Below are 26,276 nucleotides of genomic sequence, written 5' to 3'. Positions count from 1 at the left end.
GGGAAGCGCGACACCCAATCACATGCGCTTTCGGAGAGGGCTTCTGCAATTGCCCAAGAAGAAATAACTCTTCGTCTTCAATGAAACATAGTCGTCGGGTTATCTTGCAAGATAAAGGGGAATCTCAACGTCCTATGATATTTCGTTTATATATGACCTCAGAACACAGATATTAAACTTCAAGGGGGTGCTCCGGGTAAGGAGATAAAAGGGTTTGCGATTTCGGGGGAGCCGATCATCCGGATGGGGTGCCGCCTCCGGCGCTTCCGTCATGAAAACGCCGGCCTGGAGGATGACTCCAGGCCGGCGCGTTTCGGACCGCTTCAGATCACAGGCTGATGAAGGCGATGTAGTTCTGGTCGCCCATGGTGCCGGTCGTCGTGGTCATGGCGCCCACGCTCTTGCCGGCGAAGGTCATGCTGGCATCGATGGTGCCGTTGCCGTCGATGTCGCAATGGACCGTCGCGCCCTTGTAGCCTTCGGCGCCGTCCATCTCCTCCCAGCGCAGGGTGGAGGTGCCTTCCTTGTAGCCCCAGAGGGTGGACCACTCGCCCTGCTCCAGGTCGGTGACGGTGGACCAGGTGACCTCCGTGCCGCGGCCGTCGACGAAGAAGGTGTCCTTGCCCGAACCGCCGATCAGCCAGTTGGAGCCCGAGCCGCCGTCCAGCACGTCGTCACCGGCCCCGCCCGCGGCCGCATCGTCGCCGCCCAGCAGGTTCAGGAAGTCGTTGCCGTCCGACCCGCCCAGCACCTCGCTGCGGGAGTCGCCCAGGAAGCTCCACTGCAGGGTGGAGACCGGCCCCTCGTAGGCGTAGGCCTTCACGTCCTCGGTCACGCCGTTCACGATGCGCTGCATGGCGGTCGAAGGACGGTCGTCGACCGGCGGGGTGGTGGTCGGCGGCTCCGTGGTGGGGGGCGTCGTGGTCGGCGGTTCCGTGGTGGGCGGTTCGGTGGTCGGCGGGGTGGTGGTCGGCGGGGTCGACGGGGTCCCGCTCAGGGTGATCCCGCTGCCGCTGACCTGGAACTGGTCCGCCGTGAAGCCGCCGGCGAAGCGCAGGGTCACGTCGGCACCCGCCGTGGCGTCGGTGCCGATGCGCAGATAGGTGACGCCGTTCACCGTCTCGGCCTGGACCTGCCCGGCGGTGAGCTGGCTGCCGTTGCCGGCGGTGACCGCGCCCGTCATGGCCGTTCCGGCGATGGTGAAGACATCGCCGCCGGTGGCGCCGGTGATGCTGGCGAAGCCGTTGGCCTGGGCGGCGCTCATCGTCACCGCATGACGGACGCTGCCGACCAGTTCCAGCCTCTCCACGCTGGTCAGGGTCATGCCGGAGATGTCGATCTGCGGCGTCGCCGTGGTGATCTTGTTCTCCGGATCGGCGACGTTGTCGGAGCTGATGCGCAGCGTGTCGGTGCCCTCGCCGCCATCGTAGGAGACCGTGCCGGCGTCGCTCTGCGCGGCGATGATGAAGGTGTCGTTGCCGGCACCGCCCTGGATGATGTCGGCCTCCGGCAGGGGATCATGCGCGCCGCTGTAGAAAACGTCGTCACCGTCGCCGCCGATCATCGTGTCGACGCCCCAATCGCCGATCAGCGTGTCGTTGCCGGTGCCGCCATCGAGCATGTCGTTGCCGCCGCCGCCGGCCAGCAGGTCGTTGCCGGCCTCGCCGTAGAGCATGTCGTCGTCGGCCCGCCCGAAGGCCCGGTCGTCGCCGCCGCCGCCGTAGATCGTGTCGTTGCCGATGCCGCTTTCCATCGTGTCGTTGCCGGCGCCGCCGATCTCGACATCGTTGCCGCCATGGCCCCAGAACCAGACGCCGTTGTCGTTGCCGACCAGCCGGTCGTCGAACTCGCTGCCGATCCAGCGCTCGATGTTGGTGAAGGTGTCACCCGCGGCGTCGCCCGTGCTGTTCGCCGGGTTGCGCAGATCCAGCACGACGCCCGCGGTGGCGTTCGCGTAGGTCACCTCGTCGAAGCCGTCGCCGCCGTCGAACACGTCGGCTCCGGCGCCGCCCTCCATGGTGTCGTGGCCGATGCCGCCGATCAGCGTGTCGTTGCCATCGCCGCCATACATCAGATCGTTGCCTTGGCCGCCGTCCATGCTGTCGTCGCCGGCGCCCCCGTACATGGTGTCGGTATCCCCTTCACCGAACAGGGTGTCGTTGCCGTCGCCGCCGTCGAGCATGTCGTTGCCCCAGCCGCCGTAGATCAGGTCGTTGCCGGCCTCGCCGTAGAGCACGTCGTTGTCGGCGCGGCTGTAGATCTGGTCGTCACCGGCGCCGCCGTGGACGGTGTCGTTGCCGTCGCCGCTCTCCATCGTGTCGTTGCCGGCGCCGCCGATCTCCACGTCGTCGCCGGCATGGCCCCAGAACCACACGGGGTCGTTGCCGGCCACCATGGTGTCGGCGAAGTTGGAGCCGATCCAGCGCTCGATGCCCGTGAAGCTGTCGCCCGCGGCGTCGCCCGTGCTGTTCGCCGGGTTGCCGATGTCGATGACCATGCCGGTGGTGGCGTTCTCGTAGGTGACGACGTCGAAACCGTCACCGCCGTCGAACACGTCGGCCCCGGCGCCGCCGTCCATGGTGTCGTGGCCGATGCCGCCGATCAGCGTGTCGTTGCCGCCGTTGCCGATCAGGATGTCGTTGCCGGCCCCACCGTTGATGTTGTCCGCGGCGTCATCGCTGGTCAGCGTGTCGTTGCCGTCGGTCGGGGTGCCGGTCACAGCCAGTTCATGAGCCCAGCCGCGCGCGCCGGCGCCCTCGACCCCGGCGAAGGGGGAGGGGGTGAACACCGGCGCGGTGCGCACGTCGAGTTTCCAGGACGCGCCGCGCGCCGCCGGACCGACGGGACCCGAGGAGGCCGCGACCGCGGCGCCCGTGGCGGCGGCCAGCCGGTCGAGGAGGAGACGGCCCTCGGCACCCGCGCCGGCATGGCAGGCGTGGAGGTGGATCTCGGTGCCGCGCGCGTCCGGCCAGGAGCGGTCGAGCAGCGACCGCGCGTCCAGCGGCTGGGCGCCCAGCAGGACCCGTCCCGGCTCGCCATGGGCGACCAGATGCAGGACGGACGGGCGGGCGGCGAGGGCGGCGGCCAGAACGGCATGGCCGTCGTCGGTGGCGGAGACGAGCGTAACCTGAACGTCGGGACGGCGGTGGCTGAGCAGCCCGTCAAGATCCTCAAGCCCAGCGTCCGCGATGATGACTTCGTTCAAGGGAAACTCTCCGTAAATTTTGTTGTGATCGTTGGGATGACCGGGCGCCCCGCCCGCGTATATGGCAAAGCGTGCGACTTCCTATGACATGAATTCCCGAGGCATATTCCCGCAAGTTCCTAATAAGGAATAACTCCTACTCCTCATTAAAACTGCCGCTTCTATTGGCATCCATTCCATATGGAGGTCTTCATCAGAACCATCACTTTAGGACAACTTAAGTCCTTTGGATGGATCGGCGCTCCGTGCGGTGAAGGGCGGGCGCAATCGATATTGCCGGAGCGTATTTCGAAGGCGTGGCGGGCGGCGGCGGTGACACGGATGCGCCGCCCTCTCCTTCGCGCTAAGCCCCCCGCCCAGGCGGTGGCCTTCTGCGCTCTCGCAGCCATCATGATGCTCATCCCGGACATCACGGGCGCATTCCATCGCACACGGCGCGGGACCGCCGCGGCGTGTATCTGCCGCATCGGCTTCATGAGCCGATGCCGTTGTCGGGCGGTTCAGTTCAGGGTCTGGCAAGGCTTGAGCCGGTCAAGAGCGGCGGCGAAGGCGCATCCGGTCGCATTGATCCTGCTGTCCTCGGCAACCGCCAATCTTTGGAACAGGCAACCGTCCAGGGCGCTGGGTCAGCCGCACCGCGATGATAGTTATTCGGATATTCACTTCCGAATGAGGGGCGCCATTTCGCAAGCTGGTCTGCGGGGGCTTGCCGCGCAAAACCTTCCCATTTCGGTTGTCGTTTGTCGCCGTCTTGTGGTTCGTGCGAAAGGCCGGATTCCAAGGGGTTCGACACCCTGCCTGCCCCCGCTTTGCAGACCGGATCGTGCAAAATGTGGCGGTTCATGCGAAAAGTTCCCCGTCGGCGCGCGGGGCATCGCCCTATATCGTTGAAAAGCCGACGCTTTTTCAGGAAGGCAGATCGAGACGCGGTCCATCCGGCGGGCGTCCCTTGCCCGATGTCCCAACGCCATTGAGGCCGACGCGGCTTGGCATCTTGTCTCGCGCCGGCTTGTGAACCGCGGCGATCAGCGGAGCGCATGGCGACCCACGACTCACAGATATTTTACCAAACAACCGTTACGTGACGTCTGCGTGTTTGGTAAAACGCCCCGGCTGGACGCCGGCGACGGTGTCTGAAGCTCAATCGGATGAGATTTGGCGGTGTGCACCGTTTCCGGGCCGCTGCGCTGGGAGAGGTTCATGGCCCTGATCGGGTACGCCCGCGTGTCGACCGACGAGCAAACCACCGACCCGCAGTTCGACGCGCTGGAGGCTGCCGGTTGCTCGACGATTCACCGGGAGCATGGGTCCGGCGGCGACCGGTCGCGACCGGAGCTGAAGCGCGCCATCGCGCGCTGCCGCGCCGGCGACGTGCTGGTCGTCGTGCGCATCGACCGGCTGGCCCGCTCGCTCGCCCATCTCCTGGAGATCATCGAGGCGCTCGACGCCCAAGGGGCGGGCTTCCGCTCGCTGGGCGATCCCATCGACACCACCAGCCCACAAGGCCGCTTCACCCTGCAGATCCTTGGTGCGGTGGCCGAGTTCGAACGCGCGCTCATCCGCGAGCGCACCAAGGCCGGGCTGAAGGCCGCCCGGGAACGCGGCCGGATCGGTGGCAATCCGGGCCTGCGCTTCCGCTCCGCGTCGGCGGTGCGCGCCGTCAACGACGCCCGCGAGGCGCGACGCGACGCCGATGTATTGCGGGTGGCCGACGACATCCTGCCCCACGTCCGCGCGATGCGCCCCGGCTATTCCTGGGCGACCGTGGCCCGCATCCTGGCCAGGAATGGCTCACGGCGGCCCGACGGCGGCCCTTGGACCGGAGCGGCCCTGGCGCGCGCCGTGCGTCGCCTCGCCCGCGACGGGTTCGTGGACGACCGGGTGCTGGAGCGCACCCCGCGGCGGCGGGACAGCGACGATCTCGTCACCTTGGTCGCCTCGGCGGTGAAGACGCTGGACAACCCGACCCTGACAAACATCGCCCGGCATCTTGAAGAGCTGCATTGCCGGACGCCCCGCGGCGAAACGCGCTGGTCGGTCTCGTCGGTTCAGAACCTGTTGGCTCAGGCCGTCGCCCAGGGGCTTCTGGAAGACCGGCCGCTTCCTGCAGCGGAAGCGCCCCGCCGGCGTGGCCGCCCACCCAAATCGCTCAAAAGCCTGAAAGGCAACCCATAACGGTGACGGCGGATATGTCTGGTCGGCCCAGCTGTTTTGGCCTCCCAAAATTTTTCCGGGGGCCGGATTGGTTGAGCCACGCCCTCATGACGGCGTCGTCCGGTTTGTGCGGGAGCCGCCGGTCAGGCCAAATAAGGGATCAGCTCGGTCAACCCGTGAACCGTCAGCGTTGCCGCTGTTTCCCGTGGCGGTTCCCCGGCCGGTTCGAGCATGACCCGCTGCGCCACGCCTGCGGTCTGCGCCGCGGCCATGTCGGTCGGCTGGTCGCCCAGGAAGACCGACCGGGACAGGTCGAGGTCCAGCCGCCGTGCCGCCTCCAGGATCATGCCGGGGTTGGGTTTCCGCCAGAAGCTGTCGCGGGCGTAACGCTCCACCGTGCCGCCTTTGTGGTAGGGGCAATGGAAGACTCCAGCCACTTCCACGCCCTGGGAGCGGAACATGTCCCGCATCCAACCGCTCAACTCCAGGAACGCGGTTTCGCTGAAATAGCCGCGCGCGATGCCCGATTGGTTGGTGATGACGGCGATCCGGAAACCACGGTCCGCCGCGTGCCGCGTCAAGGGAAAAATGCCGTCCATGAACGTGAAACGGCCACGGTCGCCGACATAGCCGTGATCGACGTTCACAATCCCGTCGCGGTCGAGCAGAAGGGCTCTGTGGGGCATGGAATCCTTTGCTGGAGCGGGGCCGTCTGGAGTGTTGTCGCGAGCGCCGCCGGCGGGGAGTTTGGAGTCTTGTCGCGTGTCCCGAAAAAGCTGAGCCGCCTTGCAGAGAGTTGCGCTCAGCGCATGAGCTGGCTCATCTTCCGTTCGGGAATCGGGGGAGGCGAGGGGTGCAGGAGCAGTCCATGATCCTCCACGTCGACGCGCGCCTCGGGATAGACGGCGAGGGCCAGTTGAAGAGCTTCGATGAAGCGCTTCCGGAAATCGCGCAGACGCGAATAACCGGCCCCGAACTGTTCGAACACCGCCGGCCAAGTGATGGTCGTGGATTTGTTCAGGCTGTGCAGCCGGTAGGCCAGCCAGATGTAGATGTCGATGCTCGTGCTGTTGTTCTGGATGTGCCGCAGCGCCGGTTCCCAGATCGGCACGGGATGCGCTTTCAGCTCACGGAAGAAGGCCTCGGACAGCAGGACCCTGTCTTCCCACAGCGTCCCCTGGGGGGAATTGTGCTCCGAGGAGAAATGGATGCCTCCCTTGACGATCGAGTCCTTCTCGAAGCCGAGGCTGTTAGCGTCTTCCCAGGCGAAGGTCAGGTTGCAGGCGGCGATCCGCGAGGCCTGTTCTCGGATGTCGCGGTAGGTCTGCCCGCCCACCGACAGTCCCATGCGATCCAGCCAATCATGCATGCTGCGGCCCAGTTCGACCTCACGGCTGTCCGTTTGCAGCGCGCGGGTCTGCAGATACAGCAGGATCATGCGGGCCCGGCTGCCATAAGGAACGCCGTAGAGTTTGAAGCCGCCGCCACGAACGGGCAGTCGGCCCGGCTCGATCAGCAAACGAATACGATGCCCGCGCCTTTCCCAGGGCTGATCGTCGGGAAGGCGGCGATGCGGAAGCGCGGTCAAGGCAAAGCCTGAATAGGTAATGCCAAGGTCCTGCCGTTCTTCCTCCAGTACCGCCGCGGCGATGTCGACCAGCGAACGCTGATCAGGGTCGGTCTGGAGTGCTTTGGCCTGCTCACGGCCCACTTGGCTGATCAGGCGATGCAACTGGCCCATAGCGCGCTGTTCTCGCCGTTTGTTCCGGGTCCATTTATGGTCCGATCCATAACACGGCAGGTTGACAGCCGCAATTTGGAATCTTGTCGCGCAGACTATTTGTAAGGTTACTAGATTCACCTATTAGTTTGAGCGACAAGACTCCAGTAGAGAATCGCGAGTCGCGCGACAAGAGTCCAGGAATCGCGCGACAACATTCCAGGGGATAACCCATTCTTCCTGTGGAAGCTTGGTCACACGCGACAAAACTCCAGTTCTACGTTTCCGAATCGCTTTTGAAGGCGATTCGGAACGCGACTCGGTGAATTGGGCAGGGACGGCGGGGTGTTCCGGTCTTGCGGGAGCCAGCCGGCGCGCCTGAGTCGGGGGAGGGGCGCGACAAGACTCCAAACCCATGGCCTTCCGTATTCGGTCCGGACGGTGTGCGGGGGGCTGGACGCGCCGTCCGGATGGGCCGCTGGCTCAGTCGATGAAGCGCTGCCGGAAATAGGCGATGGTGCGCTCCAGCCCGTCGCGGAGCGGTACGGTCGGCTCCCAGCCGAGCAGGGCCTTGGCCTTGGTGATGTCGGGGCGGCGCTGTCTCGGATCGTCCTGGGGAAGCGGACGGTGCTCGACCAGCGAACGCGATCCGGTCAAGGCGATCACCTGCTCGGCCAGTTCCAGCATGGTGAATTCGCCGGGGTTGCCGACGTTCACCGGGCCGGTGACCTCGTCGGGGGAATCCATCAGCCGGATCATGCCCTCGATCAGGTCGTCGACGTAGCAGAAGGAGCGGGTCTGCTGGCCTTGGCCATAGACGGTGATCGGCTCGTTGCGGAGCGCCTGCATGATGAAGTTCGAGACGACGCGCCCGTCGTTGGGGTGCATGCGCGGCCCATAGGTGTTGAAGATGCGCATCACCTTGATCGCCAGCCCGTGCTGGCGGTGATAGTCGAAGAACAGCGTCTCCGCGCAGCGCTTGCCCTCGTCGTAGCAGGAGCGCGGCCCGATCGGGTTGACGTTGCCCCAATATTCCTCCGGCTGCGGATGGATGGCGGGGTCGCCGTAGACCTCGCTGGTCGAGGCCTGGAGGATGCGGGCGTTCAGCCGCTTGGCCAGCCCCAGCATGTTGATGGCGCCATGCACGCTGGTCTTGGTCGTCTGCACCGGATCGTGCTGGTAATGCACCGGCGAGGCCGGGCAGGCCAGGTTGTAGATCTGGTCCACCTCGACATAGAGCGGAAAGGTCACGTCGTGGCGGATCGCCTCGAAGTTCGGGTGGCCCAGCAGGTGGGCGATGTTGCTCCGCGATCCGGTGAAGTAGTTGTCGGCGCACACCACCTCGTCGCCGCGGGCCAGCAGGCGTTCGCAGAGGTGGGAGCCGAGGAAGCCGGCGCCGCCGGTCACCAGGACGCGCCGATTGTAGCTGCGGATTGCGGTCATGGTGTCTCTCCAGGCGGTTTCAGCGGACTGGGCGGTTTCAGCGGGCATGATGGCCTCGCGCCGGCGTCCGGGCGCGGAACGGCCTTGCAGATGGCCGCAAGCGTCCGGCTTTGGCAAGCGATTGTGCCGTGCCGGCGATGTCAGGCCAAGAGATCCAGCCTACGGCCCGCCTCAGGCTCCGGCAATGCCTCTCCGCCGCAGTTCCTCCACCACGCGCCGGGCGAGCGCGTCGGCGTCCTCCGCCGCCGTGTCGAGCCGCAGCTCGGGCGCGATGGGCGGTTCGTAGGGGGAGTCGACGCCCGTGAAGTTCTTCAGGGCCCCGCTGCGCGCCTTGGCGTACAGCCCCTTGGGATCGCGCCGCACGCATTCCTCCAGCGGCGTGTCCACGAAGACCTCCAGGAAGGCGCCCTCGGGGAGCAGGGCGCGCACCGCTTCCCGCTCCGCCCGGAAGGGGGCGATGAAGGCGCACAGCACGATCAGCCCGGCGTCCGTCATCAGCTTCGCCACTTCGCCGACGCGCCGGACATTCTCCACACGGTCGGCGTCGGTGAAGCCCAGGTCGCGGTTCAGCCCCAGCCGGACGTTGTCGCCGTCCAGCATCATCGTGTGATGGCCGAGCGCGTGGAGAAGCCGCTCCACCCGGTTGGCGACGGTGGATTTGCCGGCTCCCGACAGGCCGGTGAACCACAGCACCGCCGGGCGCTGCCGCTTGAGGTCCGCCCGTTCCGCCGCGGAGACGGCCAGCTCCTGGGGGTGCAGGTTGGCGGCGCGGCGCAGCGGGTGCTGGATCATCCCGGCCCCGACGGTGCGGTTGGTGTAGCGGTCCACCAGGATGAAGGAACCGGTGTCCCGGTTCGCCGTGTAGGGATCGAAGGCGAGCGGGGCCGCGGTCGACAGGTTGCACAGCCCGACCGCGTTCAGCTCCAGCGTCTGCGCCGCGGTGTGTTCCAGCGTCTCCACGTTCAGCGCGTGGCGCAGCGTGGTGACGGTGGCCGGGACCCAGCGGCTTCCGGCGCGCAGCAGATAGGAACGGCCGGGCATCAGCGGGTCTTCCGCCATCCACAGCAGATGGGCGGCGAACTGGTCGGCCACCTCCGGCGCGTCGCCGGGGTGGCTCAGCAGGTCGCCGCGCCCGGCATCCACCGCATCCTCCAGCGTCACGGTGACCGCGTCGCCGGTCGCCGCGCGCGCCACGTCGCCCTCGAAGGTCAGGACGCGGGCGATCCGGGCGGGCCGCCCCGACGGCCACACCGTCACCGCGTCGCCCGGCGCCAGCGACCCCGACAGCACCGTCCCCGACAGGCCGCGAAAATCGGGGTCCGGACGGTTCACCCATTCCACCAGGAAACGCAGCGGCCCGTCCGCCGTCCGCTCGTCTCCGACCTCCGCCGTCTCCAGATGCGCCAGCAGGGTCGGGCCGGCGTACCAGGGCATGGCGCCGGAGGGGTGGACAACGTTGTCGCCGCGCCGCGCCGACAGGGGGATCGCCGTGACCGACCGGAAGCCGAGCGGCTCCGCGAAGCTCTGGAAGTCCCGTGCGATGGCGCTGAAGACCGCCTCGTCGCCGCCGGCCAGATCCATCTTGTTGACCGCCAGCACGACGTGCCGGATGCCCATCAGCGAGCAGACGATGGCGTGGCGGCGGGTCTGGGTCAGCAGGCCCTTGCGCGCGTCGGCCAGCAGCACCGCCAGCGACGCGGTGGAGGCGGCGGTCGCCATGTTGCGGGTATACTGCTCGTGCCCCGGCGTGTCGGCGACGATGAAGCTGCGCCGTCCGGTGGCGAAGAAGCGGTGCGCGACGTCGATGGTGATGCCCTGCTCGCGCTCCGCCTCCAGCCCGTCCACCAGCAGGGAGACGTCGATGTCCCCCTCGGTCTCGACGCGGCCGCGGCTGTCGCGCCGCGCCTGTTCGAGCTGGTCGTCGGGCACCAGCCCGGCGTCGTGGAGGAGGCGGCCGATCAGCGTGGACTTCCCGTCGTCCACCGAACCGCAGGTCAGGAAGCGCAGCAGGCCGCGACCCGCGGCGGGTTCGGCAACGAGAGCGGCGGCAGACGTGACGGAGGAATTGAGGGTGGAATTGAGGGGGGTCGTCATCAGAAATAGCCCTCGCGCTTCTTGCGCTCCATGGAAGCCGGTTCGTCGCCGTCGATCAGGCGCCCCTGCCGTTCGGAGGTCCGCGACGCGCGCATTTCCGCCAGGATGTCCTCCACGGTCGCGGCGTCGGAGGGGATGGCCCCGCTCAGCGGGTAGCAGCCCAGCGTGCGGAAGCGGACCCGCATGATCTCCGGAACCTCGCCGGGGTTCAGCGGCAGGCGGCCGTCGTCCACCATGATCAGCGCGCCCGACCGGCGCACCATCGGGCGCTCCGCCGCGAAGTAGAGCGGCACCACCGGCAGGCGCTCCGCCGCGACGTAGCGCCACACGTCCATCTCGGTCCAGTTGGACAGGGGGAAGACGCGCACCGACTCCCCCGGTGCGAGGCGCGTGTTCCACAGCCGCCAGGGTTCCGGCCGCTGGTCGCGCGGGTCCCAGCTGTGGGCGGCGCTGCGGACGGAGAAGACGCGCTCCTTCGCGCGGCTCTTCTCCTCGTCGCGCCGTGCGCCGCCGATGGCGGCGTCGAAGCCGTGCCGGTCGAGCGCCTGGCGCAGCGCCTCGGTCTTCATGACGCGGGTGTGCAGGGCCGAGCCGGAGCGGATCGGGTCGATGCCGCGGGCCACCCCGTCCTCGTTGCGGTGAACGAGCAGCCGCAGGCCCAGCCGGCGCACCGTCTCGTCGCGGAAGGCGATCATCTCCCGGAACTTCCAGCCGGTGTCGACGTGAAGAAGCGGGAAGGGGATCGGCGACGGGTGGAAGGCCTTGCGCGCCAGGTGCAGGAGAACGCCGCTGTCCTTGCCGATGGAATAGAGCATCACTGGGCGGGTGAAGGCGGCTGCGACCTCCCGCAGAATGGCGATGGACTCGGCTTCGAGAAGCCGGAGGTCGTCGGGCAGCGTCGGCATGGGATTCCAAGGCGGTGCTTCGGGGGCGGCGCCACCCTATGCGCCCGGCCGACCGGGAGTCTAGTGTCCTATCCGTGACAGGTTTCGTTTCGCTTGTTCGTGTCTACGGATGATAGCGGTACCACCGCTTCATTATGTCCACCCGCAAAATTCCTGACGGCTCCGTGTTTTTTGGTATGTTCGACGCCCTTCCGCAACGTGATCGAATTGGTAGAGATGGGAAGAGAGAACCACCGCATCTCATCGGGGGGTGCCGCGACGCGCATTCTACTGCCCGCAGCGTGGCTGTTGGTGTTGATAACGGCGCTGTTGAACGGTTTCCGGCTCAGCCTTCACAGCGATATGCTGTTTCAAGCCGACCTGTTCCAGGATCTGTTCGACCTCGGCGGCGCATGGTCCCATTGGCGGTTCACCCCGGCTCCGGCCTACGTTCCGGACACCGCCTTGAACGCTCTCGCCTATTTTCTGCTCGCTCAGCCAGGCGACCGCATTCTGTTGGTCACCATCCTTCAGATCCTGATCCTCGCCGGGTCCGCCATCTTTCTGGCGCGGCAGATCATGCCCGACGTCTCGAAAGTCGGAATCGCGTTGTTGTTGATTGCCCTGTCGCTGGCAAATCTCGTGGCCGTGGACCATGGTTGGTTCTACCACATCCACAACAACGTGCATGTTCCGACGACCATCTTTGGATTGCTGTGCCTGGGCGCGTTCCTGCGTTTCATCGATCGGGGCGGTGTTGTCTGGCTGCTGGGCCTTGGTCTTGGCGTGGTCGTTGCGGTGCTTTCGGGCTCGCTGTTCATCCTGGCCTTCGTTGTGCCGATGGCCCTCGTCGGATTGATGACGGCCGCGCTTGCGGGAAGGGATGCACGGACGCGAAACCGGGTGATTCTCGCAACCCTGATGGTTCTGGGGGCGTTTGCCGTGGCCAAGGGGCTGGAAGGCTACGTGACCTACAACGACCCGCTGCTTGGCCGGGCGTCGATCTCGCGTGTGCGGATGATCGCGTCCTTGAACAAGTTCCTGGACAGCTTTGAGCTTCTCTACAGCGCTGCCGATGCCCTTGTCTGGGTTTTTCTCGGGTCCATGGCCGCGGCCTTGCTGTATTCGATGGCGGCGTTGCCCGGCATCGTGCAGTTCCGCCGCGAAACTGGCGCACGGACCGAAGGGCTGTCGAGCCTGCGGGTCGGCATGGTCGAGTGCGATGGCAAGCTGACCATCGCCTGGGCATTTTTGTTGGCGTCATGCGGTGTTCTGATCACGGGGTCGATCATCTCCGGCGGGTATGCGGACGAATTCGGCCTGCGGTACCTTATGCTTCCCGGCGCCCTAGTCTTTTTGTTGAGCCTGATCGTTCACGACCGCCGGTGCGCCGGGCGGCCGACCCGCTTCCGCTGGTCCGCCTACGCCGCAGGGCTGTGCCTCGTTGGCTTGGGAGCGACAGGTGCGGCGATGGCGACGTCCCGGATCATGACCCCCAACTTTAGCTTGCTCGATTTGCGCGAGAGCGGAAACCTCCCAATTCTCGGACTGCAGGGCGACAACCGCCTTAATGAACGGGAGATCGGCGCTTGCCTTGACGATCTGGGCGGCAAGCATAAGCTGCGCACCGGTATTTCCGATTACTGGCATGCTCGGGGCGTTCAGTACCAGACCCGCTCCATCGACCGGATGATCGCGGTGCAACCCGATCTCCGTCCCCTTTTCTGGATGTCGACCGTCGGCCCCCTCATCCGCCAGCAGCACTACGGGACCCACATCAACTTCGTGATCGCCGCAAGGAATTCGGCAGCCGCCGGCTCCACCCCGTTCCTGGCCGACAACATTGAGGCTCAGTTGCCTTCCGGATACGAGCGCCACCGGTGCGAACAGGCCGCCTTCGATGTTTTCTATTACAGCGGATCGGAACTGCACGATTTCATGATGAAGCGGCGTGTTCCGCAGACCAAGCTTGAGACCGGCCTATGGGGCGGGTCCGCAGTCGCGCTTGTGGCGGCCGATCTGCCGGGCATCGTCGGGCATGTCCAGGGAGACGCGCGAACGGTCCAGGGAGGGGATGGGCAAGGTGGTGTCCTGACCTTCGGCCCCTACGCAAATCTGTCGCCGGGGAAATACGTCGCCTGTGTCGACTACCAATCCAGCACAGGGGGTTCGGGTGGGGCCGACGTCGGCTCCTGGGACTTTGTTGGCGTCGTGGACGGCCCGGAAACGTTTTTCCAAGCACCTTTGAAAACGGGCGGGCAGAGCGCTTGCAGTGGTGAGGTTTCAGTTCCAAAAGGTGCCAAGAATGTGGAGGTTCGCACCTTCTTCAATGGTGTCGGGGACCTGTCGGTTTCAGGCATTGCACTGAAGCGCATTGATTCAAAATAAGACGATTCCTTGTCTGTTAAAATCTGCGCCGTATCTTCGGTTTGCCGGCGAGCGCAAAGCCCGATGTGCCGGGCTTTGCGCTCGCCGGCATGAAGCCGGAGCGAATACAAATTGGCTTCGATAAAGCCCGGCAGCGGCGTCAGGGTGCGGGAGGCGCAGCCCGCCCCGTCACCTGAAGCAGGGCCGACAGCGCCGCCTCCGCCGTGACCGTCGGGACGACGAAGCCGTTCGGCCAGTGGCGCAGCCGTTCGGCGGGCGCGCCGACACCGAAGACGCCCACCGGCAGCCCCAGCCCGACCACCTCGTCCAGCACGTAGCAATGGGTTTCCGGCCAGATCGAGGGCAGGAAGACGGCCCGGCACCCCCGCCCGGCCAGCAGGCGCGGCAGCTGGTCCGGCTCGTAGGGGCCGTTGTCGTGGAAATGGGCGGAGGGGATCGGGCGGTCGATGTTGCCGAACAGCTCGAAGACGAGAGGAAGCCGGTGCGCCTCGGCCAGGCGGACCATCGCCTCGACGATGTTGGACCCCTTGGCCACCCCGATGCCGCCGACGATCGCCACCCGCGCCGCCGGATCGGATCCGGCCGGCGGAGGGGACGGGGGCGGCAGCGGGGTCACCGTCACGTGACCGGCCAGATGCGGGATGATCCTCAGCCGTCCGTCCTCGAGCGAGAAGGCCCGCCGCATGGTGGCGAGCGCGCTCCGCGAGAAGAAGACGTGGCGGTCGGCGAGGTCGAAGAAGGCCTGCCACAGGCGGCGGTGTCCCGCCAGATCGAAAGCGGGGTCCGGCGTCACCGTCCCCACCGGCCCGTGGCGGTGCGGGTTGGCCGGCAGGCAGGCGCGGCAGCGCTCCAGTTCCGGGACGCCGCAGAACCGGTCCTGCGCGTCGATCAGGTTGAGCGACGGGCACACCGGGAAATAATCGTGGTGGAGAAGGCGCAGCGGCACGCCCCGCGCGGCGCGCAGATCCCGGATGAAGGCCATCACCGCCGCCGGGTCGGCGTAGCCGACCAGGGAACTGACCGTGATCCCGGCCAGCGGCAGCGCGCCGGCCAGGGCCGCGAGGTCGGACAGGTCGTTGGCCGGCCAGCGGAAGCTCAGCCCTTCCTCCGACGGTTCTTCCTGCGCCGGGTCGCGAAGCCGCAGTTCCAGGTCGAGCGCGCCAGCCGGCATGCCGGGCATCGGCCGGCCGGCCGGGCGCACCAGCAGGACGGCATGGCCCGCCGCCTGAAGGCGCGCGATCTCCGCGGCGCGGAAGGTGGCGGTTCCGCCGCCGCCCGCATGGTCGAACAGCAGAACGGTCCGTTTGCGGCCGAGCCGGCCCAGGGCGACCACCGCGGCGGCGGCGCGGATGGGGCGCAGCGGATCGGCGCGGATGAAGTCCTGGACCTCCGCGTCGAACTCCGGATAGCGCTGCCGGATGACCGCGCCGGAGGCGGCGATCAGGCGTTGCCTCTCCTCGCCGGGGAAGCTGCCGCCGTGGCGGTGGTGGACGTAGAGGTTGGGCACGGCGACGTTGACGAAGCCGTGCCGTTCGGCGCGCCGGCACCAGTCCACCTCCTCGCCGTAGCCGCGTCCGAAGGCGTCCAGGTCGAAGAAGCCGGCGGCGCGCAGGGCCTTGCGGTTCAGCGCCATGCAGAAGCCCACGCCGGTCGGCACCTCCACCGGCGGCAGCTCCGCCAGCGACGCGAAGGCCGCGTCGATCTCCCCGACCGTGGCGCCGAGGAAGGGGGCGTTGTCCTCCGGCATGGTGGGAAAGCCGCAGATCGTGCCGGCGTTGGTCAGCGGCGTGGTGCTGGCGACCCGCGGCATGCGCTCGATCGGGCCGACCAGCCGCTCCAGCCAGCCCGCCGGCAGCTCGACGTCGGTGTTCAGCAGGACGACGTGCCCGTCGGGGTTCAACCGGGTCGCCACCTCCAGCCCGTCGGCGACGGCGCGGGGATAGCCCTCGTTGCGCGGCTTGGCGACGACCGTGACGTTGTCCAGCGACACGCCGAGCGCCACCAGGAAGGCGGAGACGCTGCGGTCGGGGTTGCCGTCGTCCACGAAGACGATGGGGTGCCGGGATTCGACCGTGTCGAGCAGGCTGTGGAGCAGCGGGGTCAGGAACGTCTTGCCGCCATAGACCGGAACCACGATGGAGACGGGCGCGGCGAGCGGCGCGGCGGCGTGGGGCATCCCGGCGTGCCGTGGCGTGGCGAACAGGCCGAGCGCCGCGCCCGCTCGGCCCAGCGCCGGGGGGAGGGCGGTGGCGAAGGACACCCCGCGCTCGGTCAGGAAACGGTGCTCCATCACCGCGATGCCGCTGCCCATGGCCGGTTGCCAGCCGCGCAGCGACGGGCCTTCGCGCACCAGCAGCGGCAGGCTGGCCCCTTCCTCGCCGGCGCCGGGGGTTCCGGCGGCCAGATGCAGGGTCACCGACGTGGCGCCCGAGGGCAGGGCGGCCACCAGCTCGAAGCCGGAGCGGTCGGCCTGCGGCATCCTCAGGGCGAGGCCCACGTCGTGACGGCCGATCCCCATCAGCAGCCGGTCGGCGGGAGAGGGCGGCGCGCCGTCGACGGAGGCCGCGACGAGGCAGGGGCCGTGGCGGTGGTGGAAGGCCCAGCCCTCGACCCGCAGCTCGGTGCCGACGGTCACCCTGTCGATGCCGATGGTGAAGCTGGAGGCCGTGTCGGTCATGGAACGCATCCGGAAACGGGTGTCGCGTCGGGGAGCGGGAACTCGCGGCTTTCGAGCCCAAGGACCTCCGCCGCGTCCTCCGGGTCCAGGAGCAGATCGGTGTCCCAGGGCATGTTGCCCCGCACCGGGCCGCTCGGGGTGCAGCGGATTTCCGTGTAGTCCAGGCCGCGCAACGTGGCGATGAACCAGAAGAAGGTGTCCGGCATGCCGGCCGGGGCCAGGGCGGTGACGCGGGTCCCCGGTGCGGCGAAGGCGATGTTGGTCAAGGCCGCCCCCATGACCCCGGCGATCCGCGACGCCCCCTTGAACAAAGCGATCTGGTCGGCCAAGGGCAGAAGGGCCGGTTCCACCGGAACGCCGCCCGCCGCCATGGCGTGCATCAGCAGCGCGTCCTCATCGACCAGACGGCGGAAGCCGACGCTCTGGCGGCTGACCAGCAGGGGGCGGGGCGACTGGGGGGGAACGGCCGCGGCGAGGGCCTCCACGCACTCCATGACCAGGGGGGACATGTAGGCCCCGTGATCGGTCAGCCCCTCGACCAGCAGCAGCTCGCCGAAGGCCCGGGGGGCGTCGCCGGCCACCACGGCGTGGGCCGGGTCGATGCCGAGAAGGGCGAGCGACGCCGCCATGGAGGCGCGCAGCTGGCCGGGCACGTCGGCCACCAGGACGCGCGCCCCAAGGTCGGGACGATGGCGGTGGACGAGGTGCGCCCTGGGCAGCATCTCCATCAGCCAATGTCCGTAGTTGCCGACGCCGCGCTTCTTGCACAGCACGACCGGGCCGTCGCGGTCGGGCGTGGCGCCGCCCCGCGCGATGGCCTCCCGGACGGCGGCCTGCGCCACGGCCACCTCCGCCGCGCCGTGCTGGGTGACGGTCCTGTGATAGAGCGCGCCGTCGCGGTCGAAGACCAGCCCTTCCTTGGCGACCCAGACGTCGCGCAGCCGCAGCACGCTCACTTGGCGCTCCTCGAAGCGGCCCGGCGCCCAGGTGGCCTCCATGGTGCGCAGGACGTCGGGGGGCACCCGTTCCCTGTGGCGGATGGACGGGGGCGGCGCCTCGAAGGCGGGCGACAGGAGAGTCAGAAGATCCGCGCCGGCCGGCAGTTCCGTTGTGATGGGCGGGATCGGGGTGGACGGCATGCAAAGGTCCAGTCAGCGTGTCCGGATCGGCGAAGCCCGGCCAGCCGGCGCCGTGGCGACTATAGCCGCAAGGCGGTTGTGGGACAAAGAGTTGTGGGACAAAGGGATGAGCGGAAGGTGAGGCGATGAGCGGAAGGGTGCCGGGTCACTCCGCCGCTCCGCCTCCGGCGGGCTTGCGGGCCAGCAGGCGCGGCAGGGCACGCCAGAGCATCGCGCTGCCGCGCAGAACGGCGCGGGCGTCCGCCGGCGAGCGGGCCAGCAGCGCGTGGGCCAACCGCACCAGCGGCTCCAACCCCAGCGTGGCCGCCGTGGCCAGGGCGGCGCCGGCGGGCGGGAAATGCTTGGCGGCGAACAGGATCCGGCTGCGCAGCCCGTAGAACAGCCGCAGGTCGCGCACTTGGTCGCTGGTGCCGCCGCCGCGGTGATAGGCTTCCGCTCCGGCGAAATGCACGACCGCCCAGCCGGCCCTGCGGGCGCGCAGGCACAGGTCCACGTCGTCATAATAGACGAAGAAGCGTTCGTCGAAGCCGCCCAGCTCCTCGAACAGCGATCGGCGGATCAGCAGAAAGGCCCCCATGACCTGATCGACCGGCCGGCTGTCGGCGTGGTCCCACTCCGTCATGAAATGCGGCGGGAACAGCCCGGGCCAGAGCCGGTCCAGCCCCACCGCCTGGGCCAGGATGCGGCCCGGCGTCGGCGCGCGCGCGCAGCAGCGCTGGGTTCGCCCCGTCCCGTCCACCAGCCGGACGCCGAGGACGCCGACGCGCTCCTGCGCGGGCTCCGCCAGGAAGGCGAAGGCCGGCGCCAGCGACCGCTCCGACAGCCGGGTGTCCGGGTTGAGGAACAGCAGCCAGTCGGCCCGCGACCCGGCGGCCCCCTGGTTGCAGGCGGCGGCGAACCCCCGGTTGGACGGGTTGCGCAGCACGGCGAGCGGAACGCCGTCCGCCGTTAGCCCGTCCGCCGAACCGTCGGTGGAGGCGTTGTCGACGACTGTCATGAGTTCCAGCGCGAAGGCGCCGGTCAGCGCCGCGGGAATGGAGGCGACGCACTGGCGCAACAGGTCGCCCGCGTTCCAGTTCACGGTGACGATGCGGAGGCTGGGTCGGTCGGCGGGCGGCATCGGCGGGGGAAACAGGTGGGGGATGCGGGCGAGGCGGGGAGCGGCACCATGGCACGCCCCGGCGCGCGGGGGGAAGGTTCGGCGTTTCCAGCACCGGCGGAATATGGTCTGTTACCGCCGCGGCCCGGACCGGGGCCGCGTCTTCCGTTCGGATTCCCCTGTCGCTGTCGAGCCGGTGTGGATGTTGAAAGAGTCGATGAGCCGTTCCGTGCCCGTCCGCCTGCGCGCGGCCTTCCGGTTCGAGCCGCTTCTGATCGCCGTTCCATCCATCCTCTTCTTCCTGCTGTTCGGCGTGTTCCTTCTGGTCAAGACGCCGCCCTACGCCGGGCCGGACGAACCGTTCCACTGGCAGCGGGTGCTGCAGATCGCGCAGGGCCGCTTCCTGGCGGACACGCTGGGGCCGAACTCCTGGGGCGGGCCGATCGACGAGGCCGGCTACCTGCACATGATCCATTACTTCGTGCTGATCCAGAAGCATGAGCCGGTGGACGCCGCCCAGGCGCGCGCCCTGTCGGACCATCTGGCCGGCAAGCCTCCGGCCGACCGGGTGGTGCCCTTCCCGAGTTCGGCCAGCTTCTCGCCGCTCGCCTACATGCCCCAGGCCGCCTTTGTCGCCGCGGCGCGCGCCTGGGGGCTGGGTCCGCTCGAGCAGGCGCACGCCGGACGGATCGGCAACTTCGCCGTCTACGGCCTGATGATCCTGGCCATCCTGCGGGCGTTGCCCGGCGGGCGGCTGGTGTTCCTCGCCCTGGCGCTGTCCCCGGGGGCGCTGCAGAGCGCCTGCTCGCTGAGCGCCGATCCGCTGAACCTGATGCTTCCCGCCCTGATGCTGGCGCTGGTCTGGGGCTACCGCGAGCGAGGCACGCCGCTCGGTCCCTGGGACATGGCCGGGCTGGTCGCGCTGTCGGCGGCGCTCGGCCTGCTGAAGCTCACCATGGCGCCCTTCGCCGGGGTCGTCCTCTACCTGCCCGCCGCGGTGGCGGGAGGCAGCACCCGGTTCCGGATCGGTCTGGCCGCCCTGTGCCTGGGCGTCGCCCTGGGCATCGCCCTGCTGTGGAACATGGCCTATCCCTTCGTTCCGGGCCCCTATTGGGGGACCGGCGCCGACCCGGCGGCGCAGCTCGCCCGGCTGCGGGCCGATCCGCTGGGAACGCTGGAGCTGTTCGCCGTCAACGCGTGGGAATGGGGCCTGACGTGGTGGCGGGACAGCTACGGGCGCTACGGCGGACACCCGTCGCCCTGGAGCGGCTACGCCCCCGACCGCTGGATTCTGCCGGCGCTGTTCGTCCTGCCCCTTCTGGCGCTGTGCGACGGCGCCCGGCGCCGCGATCCGGTGGTTGCGGTGGGCTACCTGCTGCCGGCGCCGGGCTACGTCCTGCTGATCATGACGGCCTTCTGGATCGGCTACACCACGGTGGGGTCGACGACGGTCGAGGGGGTGCAGGGCCGCTACTTCCTGCCCGCCCAGCTCCTGGTCGTCCTGGCTCTGGCCGCGGCGGCCGGGCCATGGACGCCCGCCGGGCTTCGCCGCGGCCTGCGCCTCGTCCTCTTCGCGGCCGCCCTGGCGCTGAGCGGGGCGGTCCTGGTGCATGTGCTGACCGCTTGGAGCGCCCTGTGGGTTCCCGCCGGCTGAGGGAGCCCAGGCTGACGGAACCCGGGCCGGCGTCCGCTCCAGCGCCGCTCGCCCCGCCGTCCCGACGGGGCGGGCGAATTGACAGGGCGTGAGTGCCACGCCTATCTGTTGCGGCCTTTCCCCTTCGCTCGCGGGCCGCGTCTGCCTGCATGGACATCAGGACGGTGGCATGGAACAGCGCCCTTCTTCTCTCCGTCTCGCGGCCAGGACCATCCGCGGGGCCCTGTCCAGGGCCGGCCTCGCGAAGGCCGCGACAGGGCGGGCCCCGGCGCGCAAGCCGTTTGTCCACGCCATCGAGGTCTTCTGGTGCGACCGCGACGGGGCCTATCTGGAGGGCTGGATACACGCCTACGACAAGCGGATTCTCCGCCTGCGCGTCGCCGCCGGGGAGGACGCCTACGAGATCGCCAGCTTCGCGCCGCGCCCGGACGTCCTGTCCCATTACGCGGACTTTCCCAACAGCGGGGAGAGCGGCTTCAAGCTCTATCTCCCCTGGCGGGCCGGGACGCCGCTGACCTTCGAGGTGGTCACCGCCGACGACCGCTTCGTCGAGACGATCGAGCTGCCGCGATCGTCGTCGTCGCTCCGCACCCCCTTCTGCCTGACCGACGGCAGCGCCTGGCGGGACCCCCACCCCGAGCAAGGCCCGGCGGAGGAGGCCTACGCCGCCTTCCAGCGCGAGGTGAACGAACGCGCCCTGGTCGTGGCGGAGGTCGGCGCCCGGGTGGTCAGTTCGCAGATGAGCCCGCTGCGCGCCGCCTTCGCGGGGGCGGAGCGCTACATCGGCATCGACATCCACGCCGCCCCCAACGTCGACGTGGTGGGCGACGCCCATTACATCGACGCGCTGATCGGCCGGGACGCCGCCGGGGCGGTCTTCTCCCTGTCGGTGATGGAGCATCTGGCCCAGCCGTGGCTGTTCGCCTACGGGGTGAACCGCGCGCTCCGGGTCGGCGGCCTGACCTACCACCTGACCCACCAGACCTGGCCGCTGCACGAGGAGCCGAACGACTTCTGGCGTTTCAGCGACGAAGGGCTGAAGGTGCTGTTCGGACCGGCCACGGGGTTCGAGGTGCTGGCCGCCGGGCTGTCCAGCCGCGCCCGCATCTATCCGGACCATCGCCAGCCGGCGCAGGCGCTGATGCCGCTGGTTTCCGCCTTCGGCGGCGCCTTCGTGCTGGCCCGCAAGGTGCGGGATCTGCCGGACGGGGCGGTGGCCTGGCCGACCGACCAGGACCGTTCGGAGGAGCGCGCCCGCCATTATCCGCAGCGCGGGTGAGGAAGACGGCCCTGCGGCAATGGCGACATGGCGCTCCGGGCAAGGCCCCCGCCCTTGTTGCCGTCGGACCGGGCTGTTAAAGACAACGAGTGTGTTGGATCGAGACCGGGGATAGGAATGGAAAAGATCGCCATGGGTGGCGCCGAGATCATCAATTGGACCCAGACGATCGCCTGGGAAGCTGGTGATCGCCACCTGGAGGCCACCTGCCCGGCCTGCGGGGACGCCGGCGCCAAGCCGGTGCGCCTGGCGGTGCGCTCGCCCTGGCCGCCGCACCCCGAACAGCCGCTGGTGACCTGCGCGGCCTGCGGCACGGCCTTCCACCCGACCATGGGGCAGCCGCCCTACGAGGCGGTCCTCGATCCGCTGGTGGATGTCTATCTGGAGCAGAACGCCGGCATCGACGTGATGGCCGAGCTGCTGGCGGCGGTCGATCCGTCCGGTATCCGGCGCTACATCGAGATCGGCTGCGGCTTCGGCTTCCTGCTGGACTATGCCCGCGTGGCGTTCGGCTGGGATGCCCGCGGCTTCGATCCGGGCTACAGCGCGCGCTTCGGGCGCGAGGCGCTCGGCGTGGACATCCAGCACATCTATCTGAACTCGGCGGCGGACGCCGGGTCGGAGCCCTTCGACCTCGCCCTGTGCGCCGAGGTGATCGAGCACGTCTTCGAACCGGAAAAGCTGCTGGTCATCCTGCGCGACTCTCTGACCGCCAACGGCACGCTCCTGCTGACCACGCCGAGCGCCAGCGGCATCCGGCCCGAGACCCAGCCGGGCACGCTGCTGTCGCTGCTCTGCCCCGGCTACCATTACGCGCTCTACAGCCCCAAGGGCATGGAGGCCCTGCTGCGGCGCGTCGGGTTCAAGAGCGTCTCGGTCATCGACCGCGGCCACACGCTGCGCGTGGCGGCCTCCGTCGGGGACGAGCTGCGGGCCGACCTCGCCCGGCCCTTCGACCGGCGCTCCTACCACGACTATCTGCGCACGCGCATCGGCACGACGGACCCGGTCAGCCCGCTTGGCGTCGGCTACCGCTACCGGCTTCTGAAGGAGCTGACCAACGCCGGCCAGTTCGAGGCCGCGCGCGCCGCCCAGGCCCAGGTGGCCGCGGTGATCCGGCAGCGCTGGAACATCGACCTGAGCGATCCGGCCGCCCTTCACGCCGCCCTGTCCGAGGCCCCGCTGCCGGCGAGCATCGAGGCCTACCACGAGCGCTATCCCTTCTGCCTGGGCAGCGTCCTGTATTTCAGCGGCATCCTCGCCTGGCTGGCCGACGGGCGCCGCGACATCGCCCAATCCTGGTTCCAGGCGGCCACCCTCGCCGGCGAGCGGATGCGCGCGACCCTGCACATCATCGGCGCCGACGACGAAGAGAGCGAGGAACTGATGTGGCGCGCCCGTTGCTACGTCAGCCATCTGCGGGTGTGGAGCGAGCCGGCAAAGGCGGCGGAGGACATCCGCCAGCTCGCCAACACGCCGAGTCCGCTGCTCGGCGAGCGCGTGCCCGCCCGCATCCTCGAGGACGCGCAGCGCAAGATCTTCGTGGATCTCGTCAATCTCGGCCAGTACGCGGCGGCCGACAGGCTCGCCGGGCCGGTCGAGGCCGCCCTGCCGTCCGGTGGCGAGGGGCTCGCCTCCCTGGCCTTCGCGCTCGGCATCCTGACGCTCAACCACCGCAAGGCGCCGCGCGCGGCCGCGGCCCTCTTCGGACGCGCCCATCAGGCCTGTCTGGATCTGCCCGACCGCGAGACCGCGCCGGTCGTCCAGTCGCTGCTGTGGCCGGCGCTGTACCATCAGGGCCAGTCCCTGGCCAACGCGGGCCTCCGCCAGGAGGCCGGCGAGGCGCTGCGCGGCCTTCTGAAGCCAGCCGCCGGCCTGCCGTCCGTGCCGCTCGACCTGCGGGCTCGCACCGAGCTGTTGGTCCGCACCCAGCGTCTGCCGGTTTGACCGTGAGCAAGGACATGCCATTTTGATGATCGGCATTATGTACCGTCTCGTTCAGCGGCTGCGCATCGCGTTGGCGTGGAGCCTCGCGCAGCTGAAGCTGGGGGGCGCCTATCTGTCCTACTGGGCCTCGTTCCTTCGCCGCGAGAGCTACGTGCAGGAGCGCTGGGAGGGCGCGCAGTCCCTTGCCGGGGCCAAGCGCGTCGCCGTCTTCGTGCATTACGACCGCCAGGGCGTCGTCCACGATTTCGTCGAGCACTATCTGCGCCAGCTCCACGATCTCGGCTTCGCCATCGTGTTCACCAGCAACGCGCCCCGGCTGGCGCAGTCGGACACGTTGCGCGACCTGTGCGCCCTGGTCATCCGGCGCGACAACGTCGGCTATGACTTCGGCGCCTACAAGGAGGGCATCGCCGCCATTCCCGAGCTGGCGGCGGTGGACACGCTCCTGCTCGCCAACGACAGCGTCTATGGCCCGCTGTACCATCTGGCGGGCGTCCTGGACCGGATGGACCCGCAAGGGGCCGACGTCTGGGGGGCGTCCGACAGCTGGGAATTCTCCTTCCATCTGCAGAGCTATTTCCTGGTCTTCCATCGGGCGGCCCTGGCCTCTCCGGCCTTCACGGCCTTCTGGACGAAGCTGCGCTACGTCCAGTCCAAGACCTGGGTCGTGCGCCGGTACGAGGTCGGCCTGACCCGCGCCCTGCGCCGCGCCGGCCTGCGCTGCCGTGCGGCCTTCCCCTACCGGCAGGCGGCCTCCGCGCTGATCGAGGCGGTGGTGGAGCGCAACGTCGCCGGCGATGGCCTGGACCCGGTGCGCAAGACCTTCATCCAGCAGGTCTTCCGCACGGTCAACGCCGGAGTGCCGTTGAACGGCACGCATTTCTTCTGGGACTATCTGATCTCCCAGATGGATTTTCCGTTCCTGAAGCGCGATCTGCTGCAAAAGAACCCGGCGCGCATTCCGCTCCTGAACTATTGGGAACGCGTGGTGAGGCAGTCCACCGACTACGACACCGACCTGATTCTGCGCCATCTGGAGCTGTCGTTGAAGAACCGCAGCGTTTGAGCGCCGGAACAGGGCGGGCGACGGAGGGGCGCGCTGTCCGTGGTTCGCTGGCGGCTTGCCCGTGGCTCAATGTCGCGGGCGGGCGCGGGCCGCTTCGCGCTTCAACCTTCGGGGACGAGCCGCGTTGCCGGGGGATGGGCCTTTTCCACCAATGCGGGTCCGATGTCGCGGCGGACTTGGTTTCAGGACCAACCGATGGCCGCGGATACCCGCGACCCGAAGGCTGCTGGACGCGACGGAAAGGCGATGATATATCGTTTTCCCCCAACCGGCACGAATTGCGCTCAGCGAGCCTGATGACGATCGCCCGCGACGCCCTTGGCCATTTGTCCCCCAGCCCCTGCGTGATCACTTGATGTGCGAAGCCGCCTCTTCTTCGCTTTCCGCAGCGGCCGGGCGCCGACGGAAACTGTTGATCTGGTATTGGGGACGACGCGGCGGGGGAGCGCAGTACTGTTACGAGATGGCGCGTGCGCTTCAGCGGCAGGGCGAGTTCGATCTGTGCCTGTCCTTGTCGCGGCAATCGGATCTGTACGACCGCTTCCTGGAGTTGGGAATCTCGTCGCTGGACATCGACACCTACACGGACATCGGCAGCGCCATGCGGTCCGTGATGCGGTTGCCGCGGCTGCGGCGCGCCTTCGCCCGCTTCCTGGACGAGCAGGGGGTGGATGCGGTCCTGTGCACCATGGCGCATCTGTGGAACCCCCTCTTCCTCGACCTGATCCGCAGCCGCAACCTGCCCTATGTGGTCACCGTCCATGACGCGAAGCTGCATCCGGGGGAGCAGTTCAAACCCTATCAGCGATGGCTGGACCATGAGATCGGCCGTTCCGACGGCGTGGTGACGCTGAGCCGTCATGTCCGCACCGTTCTCTGCGCCCGCCATGTCCTGCGGGAGGATGCGGTCATCACCGCGCCGCTCGGGCCGCTCCTGAACGAACGGCTGCACCCCCTGCCGCTCGACGGGCGTCCGCCGCGGCGCCTGGTGTTTTTCGGCCGGATCCTCGAATACAAGGGGGTTGACCTCCTGCTGGATGCCTTCGCGGCGCTTCTCCGCGACTTTCCCGACATCACCCTGTCGATCCACGGCAGCGGCAATGCCGCGCCTTACGCGGACCGCATCGCGGCGCTTCCCAACATCACGCTCGACAACCGCTACATCCCGGAGAACGAGATCCCGGCCATCATGGGCAAAGCCGATCTGGTGGTCCTGCCGTACCGGGAGGCCAGCCAGTCGGGCGTCATCGCCATGGCCCAGTCCTGCGGCGTTCCGGTGGTGGTCACGCCGGTGGGCGGTCTTGTCGAGCAGGTGATCGACGGAGAGACCGGGCTGGTCGCCAGCCAGGTCACGGCGGACTGTCTGGCCGCCTCGATCCGGCGCATGATCGAGGACGGCGCCCTTTATGAGCGCTGCGCCCGGGGCGGGGTCCGGCATTCCGCTTCCGTCTGGACCGAAGCCGCAGCGGAGGTGTCCCGTCTCATCACCCGCCTCAGCGCGGAACGGCAGCGCGTCTAGCTCCCCGC

At 68.5% G+C, this 26,276-nt stretch carries 16 protein-coding genes; 7 read left to right on the top strand and 9 right to left on the bottom strand.

Annotated features, from left to right (window positions below; all coding sequences use genetic code 11):
* Positions 1-328: 328 nt before the first annotated feature.
* Positions 329-3,205 carry a DUF4347 domain-containing protein gene (locus D3869_RS32720; RefSeq protein ID WP_137143757.1) on the bottom strand — a complete coding sequence of 959 codons (2,877 nt, stop codon included), beginning with the start codon at positions 3,203-3,205 and terminating at the stop codon, positions 329-331.
* 1,200 nt (positions 3,206-4,405) lie between these two features.
* Here D3869_RS32720 and D3869_RS32710 point away from each other — a divergent pair.
* On the top strand, positions 4,406-5,380 hold the full coding sequence (locus D3869_RS32710) for a recombinase family protein (protein ID WP_137143755.1): 975 nt from the start codon (positions 4,406-4,408) through the stop codon (positions 5,378-5,380).
* 122 nt (positions 5,381-5,502) lie between these two features.
* Here the strand turns inward: D3869_RS32710 and D3869_RS32705 are convergent, their stop codons facing one another.
* The 5 genes from D3869_RS32705 to cysD all read right to left on the bottom strand — a co-directional run bounded on the left by D3869_RS32705 (position 5,503) and on the right by cysD (position 11,521).
* Positions 5,503-6,045 (bottom strand): HAD family hydrolase, encoded by a 543-nt coding sequence (locus D3869_RS32705; RefSeq protein WP_137143754.1) that lies wholly within the window; start codon positions 6,043-6,045, stop codon positions 5,503-5,505.
* 116 nt (positions 6,046-6,161) lie between these two features.
* On the bottom strand, positions 6,162-7,100 hold the full coding sequence (locus D3869_RS32700) for a replication protein RepA (RefSeq protein ID WP_137143753.1): 939 nt from the start codon (positions 7,098-7,100) through the stop codon (positions 6,162-6,164).
* 462 nt (positions 7,101-7,562) lie between these two features.
* Positions 7,563-8,522 (bottom strand): UDP-glucuronic acid decarboxylase family protein, encoded by a 960-nt coding sequence (locus D3869_RS32695; protein WP_014200338.1) that lies wholly within the window; start codon positions 8,520-8,522, stop codon positions 7,563-7,565.
* 171 nt (positions 8,523-8,693) lie between these two features.
* Positions 8,694-10,616 (bottom strand): adenylyl-sulfate kinase, encoded by a 1,923-nt coding sequence (cysC, locus tag D3869_RS32690; RefSeq protein WP_137143752.1) that lies wholly within the window; start codon positions 10,614-10,616, stop codon positions 8,694-8,696.
* Complete coding sequence (cysD, locus tag D3869_RS32685) at positions 10,616-11,521, bottom strand: sulfate adenylyltransferase subunit CysD (protein WP_014200340.1); 906 nt, start codon at positions 11,519-11,521, stop codon at positions 10,616-10,618. The genes cysC and cysD overlap by 1 nt, the downstream gene beginning before the upstream one ends.
* 198 nt (positions 11,522-11,719) lie before the next feature.
* Here cysD and D3869_RS32680 point away from each other — a divergent pair, with 198 nt between their 5' ends.
* Positions 11,720-13,888 carry a hypothetical protein gene (locus D3869_RS32680; protein ID WP_247896133.1) on the top strand — a complete coding sequence of 723 codons (2,169 nt, stop codon included), beginning with the start codon at positions 11,720-11,722 and terminating at the stop codon, positions 13,886-13,888.
* Positions 13,889-14,027: 139 nt separating this feature from the next.
* Here D3869_RS32680 and D3869_RS32675 read toward each other — a convergent pair whose 3' ends face one another.
* The 3 genes from D3869_RS32675 to D3869_RS32665 all read right to left on the bottom strand — a co-directional run bounded on the left by D3869_RS32675 (position 14,028) and on the right by D3869_RS32665 (position 18,824).
* Entirely contained in the window at positions 14,028-16,565 is a 2,538-nt protein-coding gene (locus D3869_RS32675) for a glycosyltransferase (RefSeq protein WP_247896132.1), read from the bottom strand.
* Positions 16,562-17,704 (bottom strand): glycosyltransferase family 61 protein, encoded by a 1,143-nt coding sequence (locus tag D3869_RS32670; protein WP_137143750.1) that lies wholly within the window; start codon positions 17,702-17,704, stop codon positions 16,562-16,564. The genes D3869_RS32675 and D3869_RS32670 overlap by 4 nt, the downstream gene beginning before the upstream one ends.
* Before the next feature lie 145 nt (positions 17,705-17,849).
* Positions 17,850-18,824: a glycosyltransferase family 2 protein gene (locus D3869_RS32665; protein WP_137143749.1), complete on the bottom strand. Its 975-nt coding sequence runs from the start codon at positions 18,822-18,824 to the stop codon at positions 17,850-17,852.
* Between the two features lie 196 nt (positions 18,825-19,020).
* Here D3869_RS32665 and D3869_RS32660 point away from each other — a divergent pair, with 196 nt between their 5' ends.
* From D3869_RS32660 to D3869_RS32640, 5 genes are all read left to right on the top strand, one after another.
* Entirely contained in the window at positions 19,021-20,457 is a 1,437-nt protein-coding gene (locus D3869_RS32660) for a DUF2142 domain-containing protein (RefSeq protein ID WP_137143748.1), read from the top strand.
* Between the two features lie 169 nt (positions 20,458-20,626).
* A complete protein-coding gene (locus tag D3869_RS32655; RefSeq protein ID WP_137143747.1) occupies positions 20,627-21,736 on the top strand; it encodes a hypothetical protein in 1,110 nt (369 codons plus the stop codon).
* 117 nt (positions 21,737-21,853) lie between these two features.
* Positions 21,854-23,683 (top strand): class I SAM-dependent methyltransferase, encoded by a 1,830-nt coding sequence (locus D3869_RS32650; protein WP_247896131.1) that lies wholly within the window; start codon positions 21,854-21,856, stop codon positions 23,681-23,683.
* Between the two features lie 25 nt (positions 23,684-23,708).
* On the top strand, positions 23,709-24,749 hold the full coding sequence (locus tag D3869_RS32645) for a rhamnan synthesis F family protein (protein WP_014200348.1): 1,041 nt from the start codon (positions 23,709-23,711) through the stop codon (positions 24,747-24,749).
* Between the two features lie 355 nt (positions 24,750-25,104).
* Positions 25,105-26,268, top strand: coding sequence for a glycosyltransferase family 4 protein (locus tag D3869_RS32640; protein ID WP_082188333.1), 1,164 nt, complete (start codon positions 25,105-25,107; stop codon positions 26,266-26,268).
* Positions 26,269-26,276: the final 8 nt, after the last annotated feature.

It is taken from the genome of Azospirillum brasilense, assembly GCF_005222205.1.
GTDB lineage: Bacteria > Pseudomonadota > Alphaproteobacteria > Azospirillales > Azospirillaceae > Azospirillum > Azospirillum brasilense_G.
This window is presented reverse-complemented; position numbering and strand designations above follow the sequence as displayed.

Coding starts and splice junctions, on each gene's coding strand:
- cysD (WP_014200340.1), bottom strand. CDS start 11,521: ATGCCGACGCTGCCCGACGACCTCCGGCTTCTCGAAGCCGAGTCCATC.
- D3869_RS32650 (WP_247896131.1), top strand. CDS start 21,854: ATGGAAAAGATCGCCATGGGTGGCGCCGAGATCATCAATTGGACCCAG.
- D3869_RS32675 (WP_247896132.1), bottom strand. CDS start 16,565: ATGACCGACACGGCCTCCAGCTTCACCATCGGCATCGACAGGGTGACC.
- cysC (WP_137143752.1), bottom strand. CDS start 10,616: ATGACGACCCCCCTCAATTCCACCCTCAATTCCTCCGTCACGTCTGCC.
- D3869_RS32665 (WP_137143749.1), bottom strand. CDS start 18,824: ATGCCGCCCGCCGACCGACCCAGCCTCCGCATCGTCACCGTGAACTGG.
- D3869_RS32705 (WP_137143754.1), bottom strand. CDS start 6,045: ATGCCCCACAGAGCCCTTCTGCTCGACCGCGACGGGATTGTGAACGTC.
- D3869_RS32700 (WP_137143753.1), bottom strand. CDS start 7,100: ATGGGCCAGTTGCATCGCCTGATCAGCCAAGTGGGCCGTGAGCAGGCC.
- D3869_RS32660 (WP_137143748.1), top strand. CDS start 19,021: ATGAGCCGTTCCGTGCCCGTCCGCCTGCGCGCGGCCTTCCGGTTCGAG.
- D3869_RS32695 (WP_014200338.1), bottom strand. CDS start 8,522: ATGACCGCAATCCGCAGCTACAATCGGCGCGTCCTGGTGACCGGCGGC.
- D3869_RS32710 (WP_137143755.1), top strand. CDS start 4,406: ATGGCCCTGATCGGGTACGCCCGCGTGTCGACCGACGAGCAAACCACC.
- D3869_RS32655 (WP_137143747.1), top strand. CDS start 20,627: ATGGAACAGCGCCCTTCTTCTCTCCGTCTCGCGGCCAGGACCATCCGC.
- D3869_RS32670 (WP_137143750.1), bottom strand. CDS start 17,704: ATGCCGTCCACCCCGATCCCGCCCATCACAACGGAACTGCCGGCCGGC.
- D3869_RS32645 (WP_014200348.1), top strand. CDS start 23,709: ATGATCGGCATTATGTACCGTCTCGTTCAGCGGCTGCGCATCGCGTTG.
- D3869_RS32640 (WP_082188333.1), top strand. CDS start 25,105: ATGTGCGAAGCCGCCTCTTCTTCGCTTTCCGCAGCGGCCGGGCGCCGA.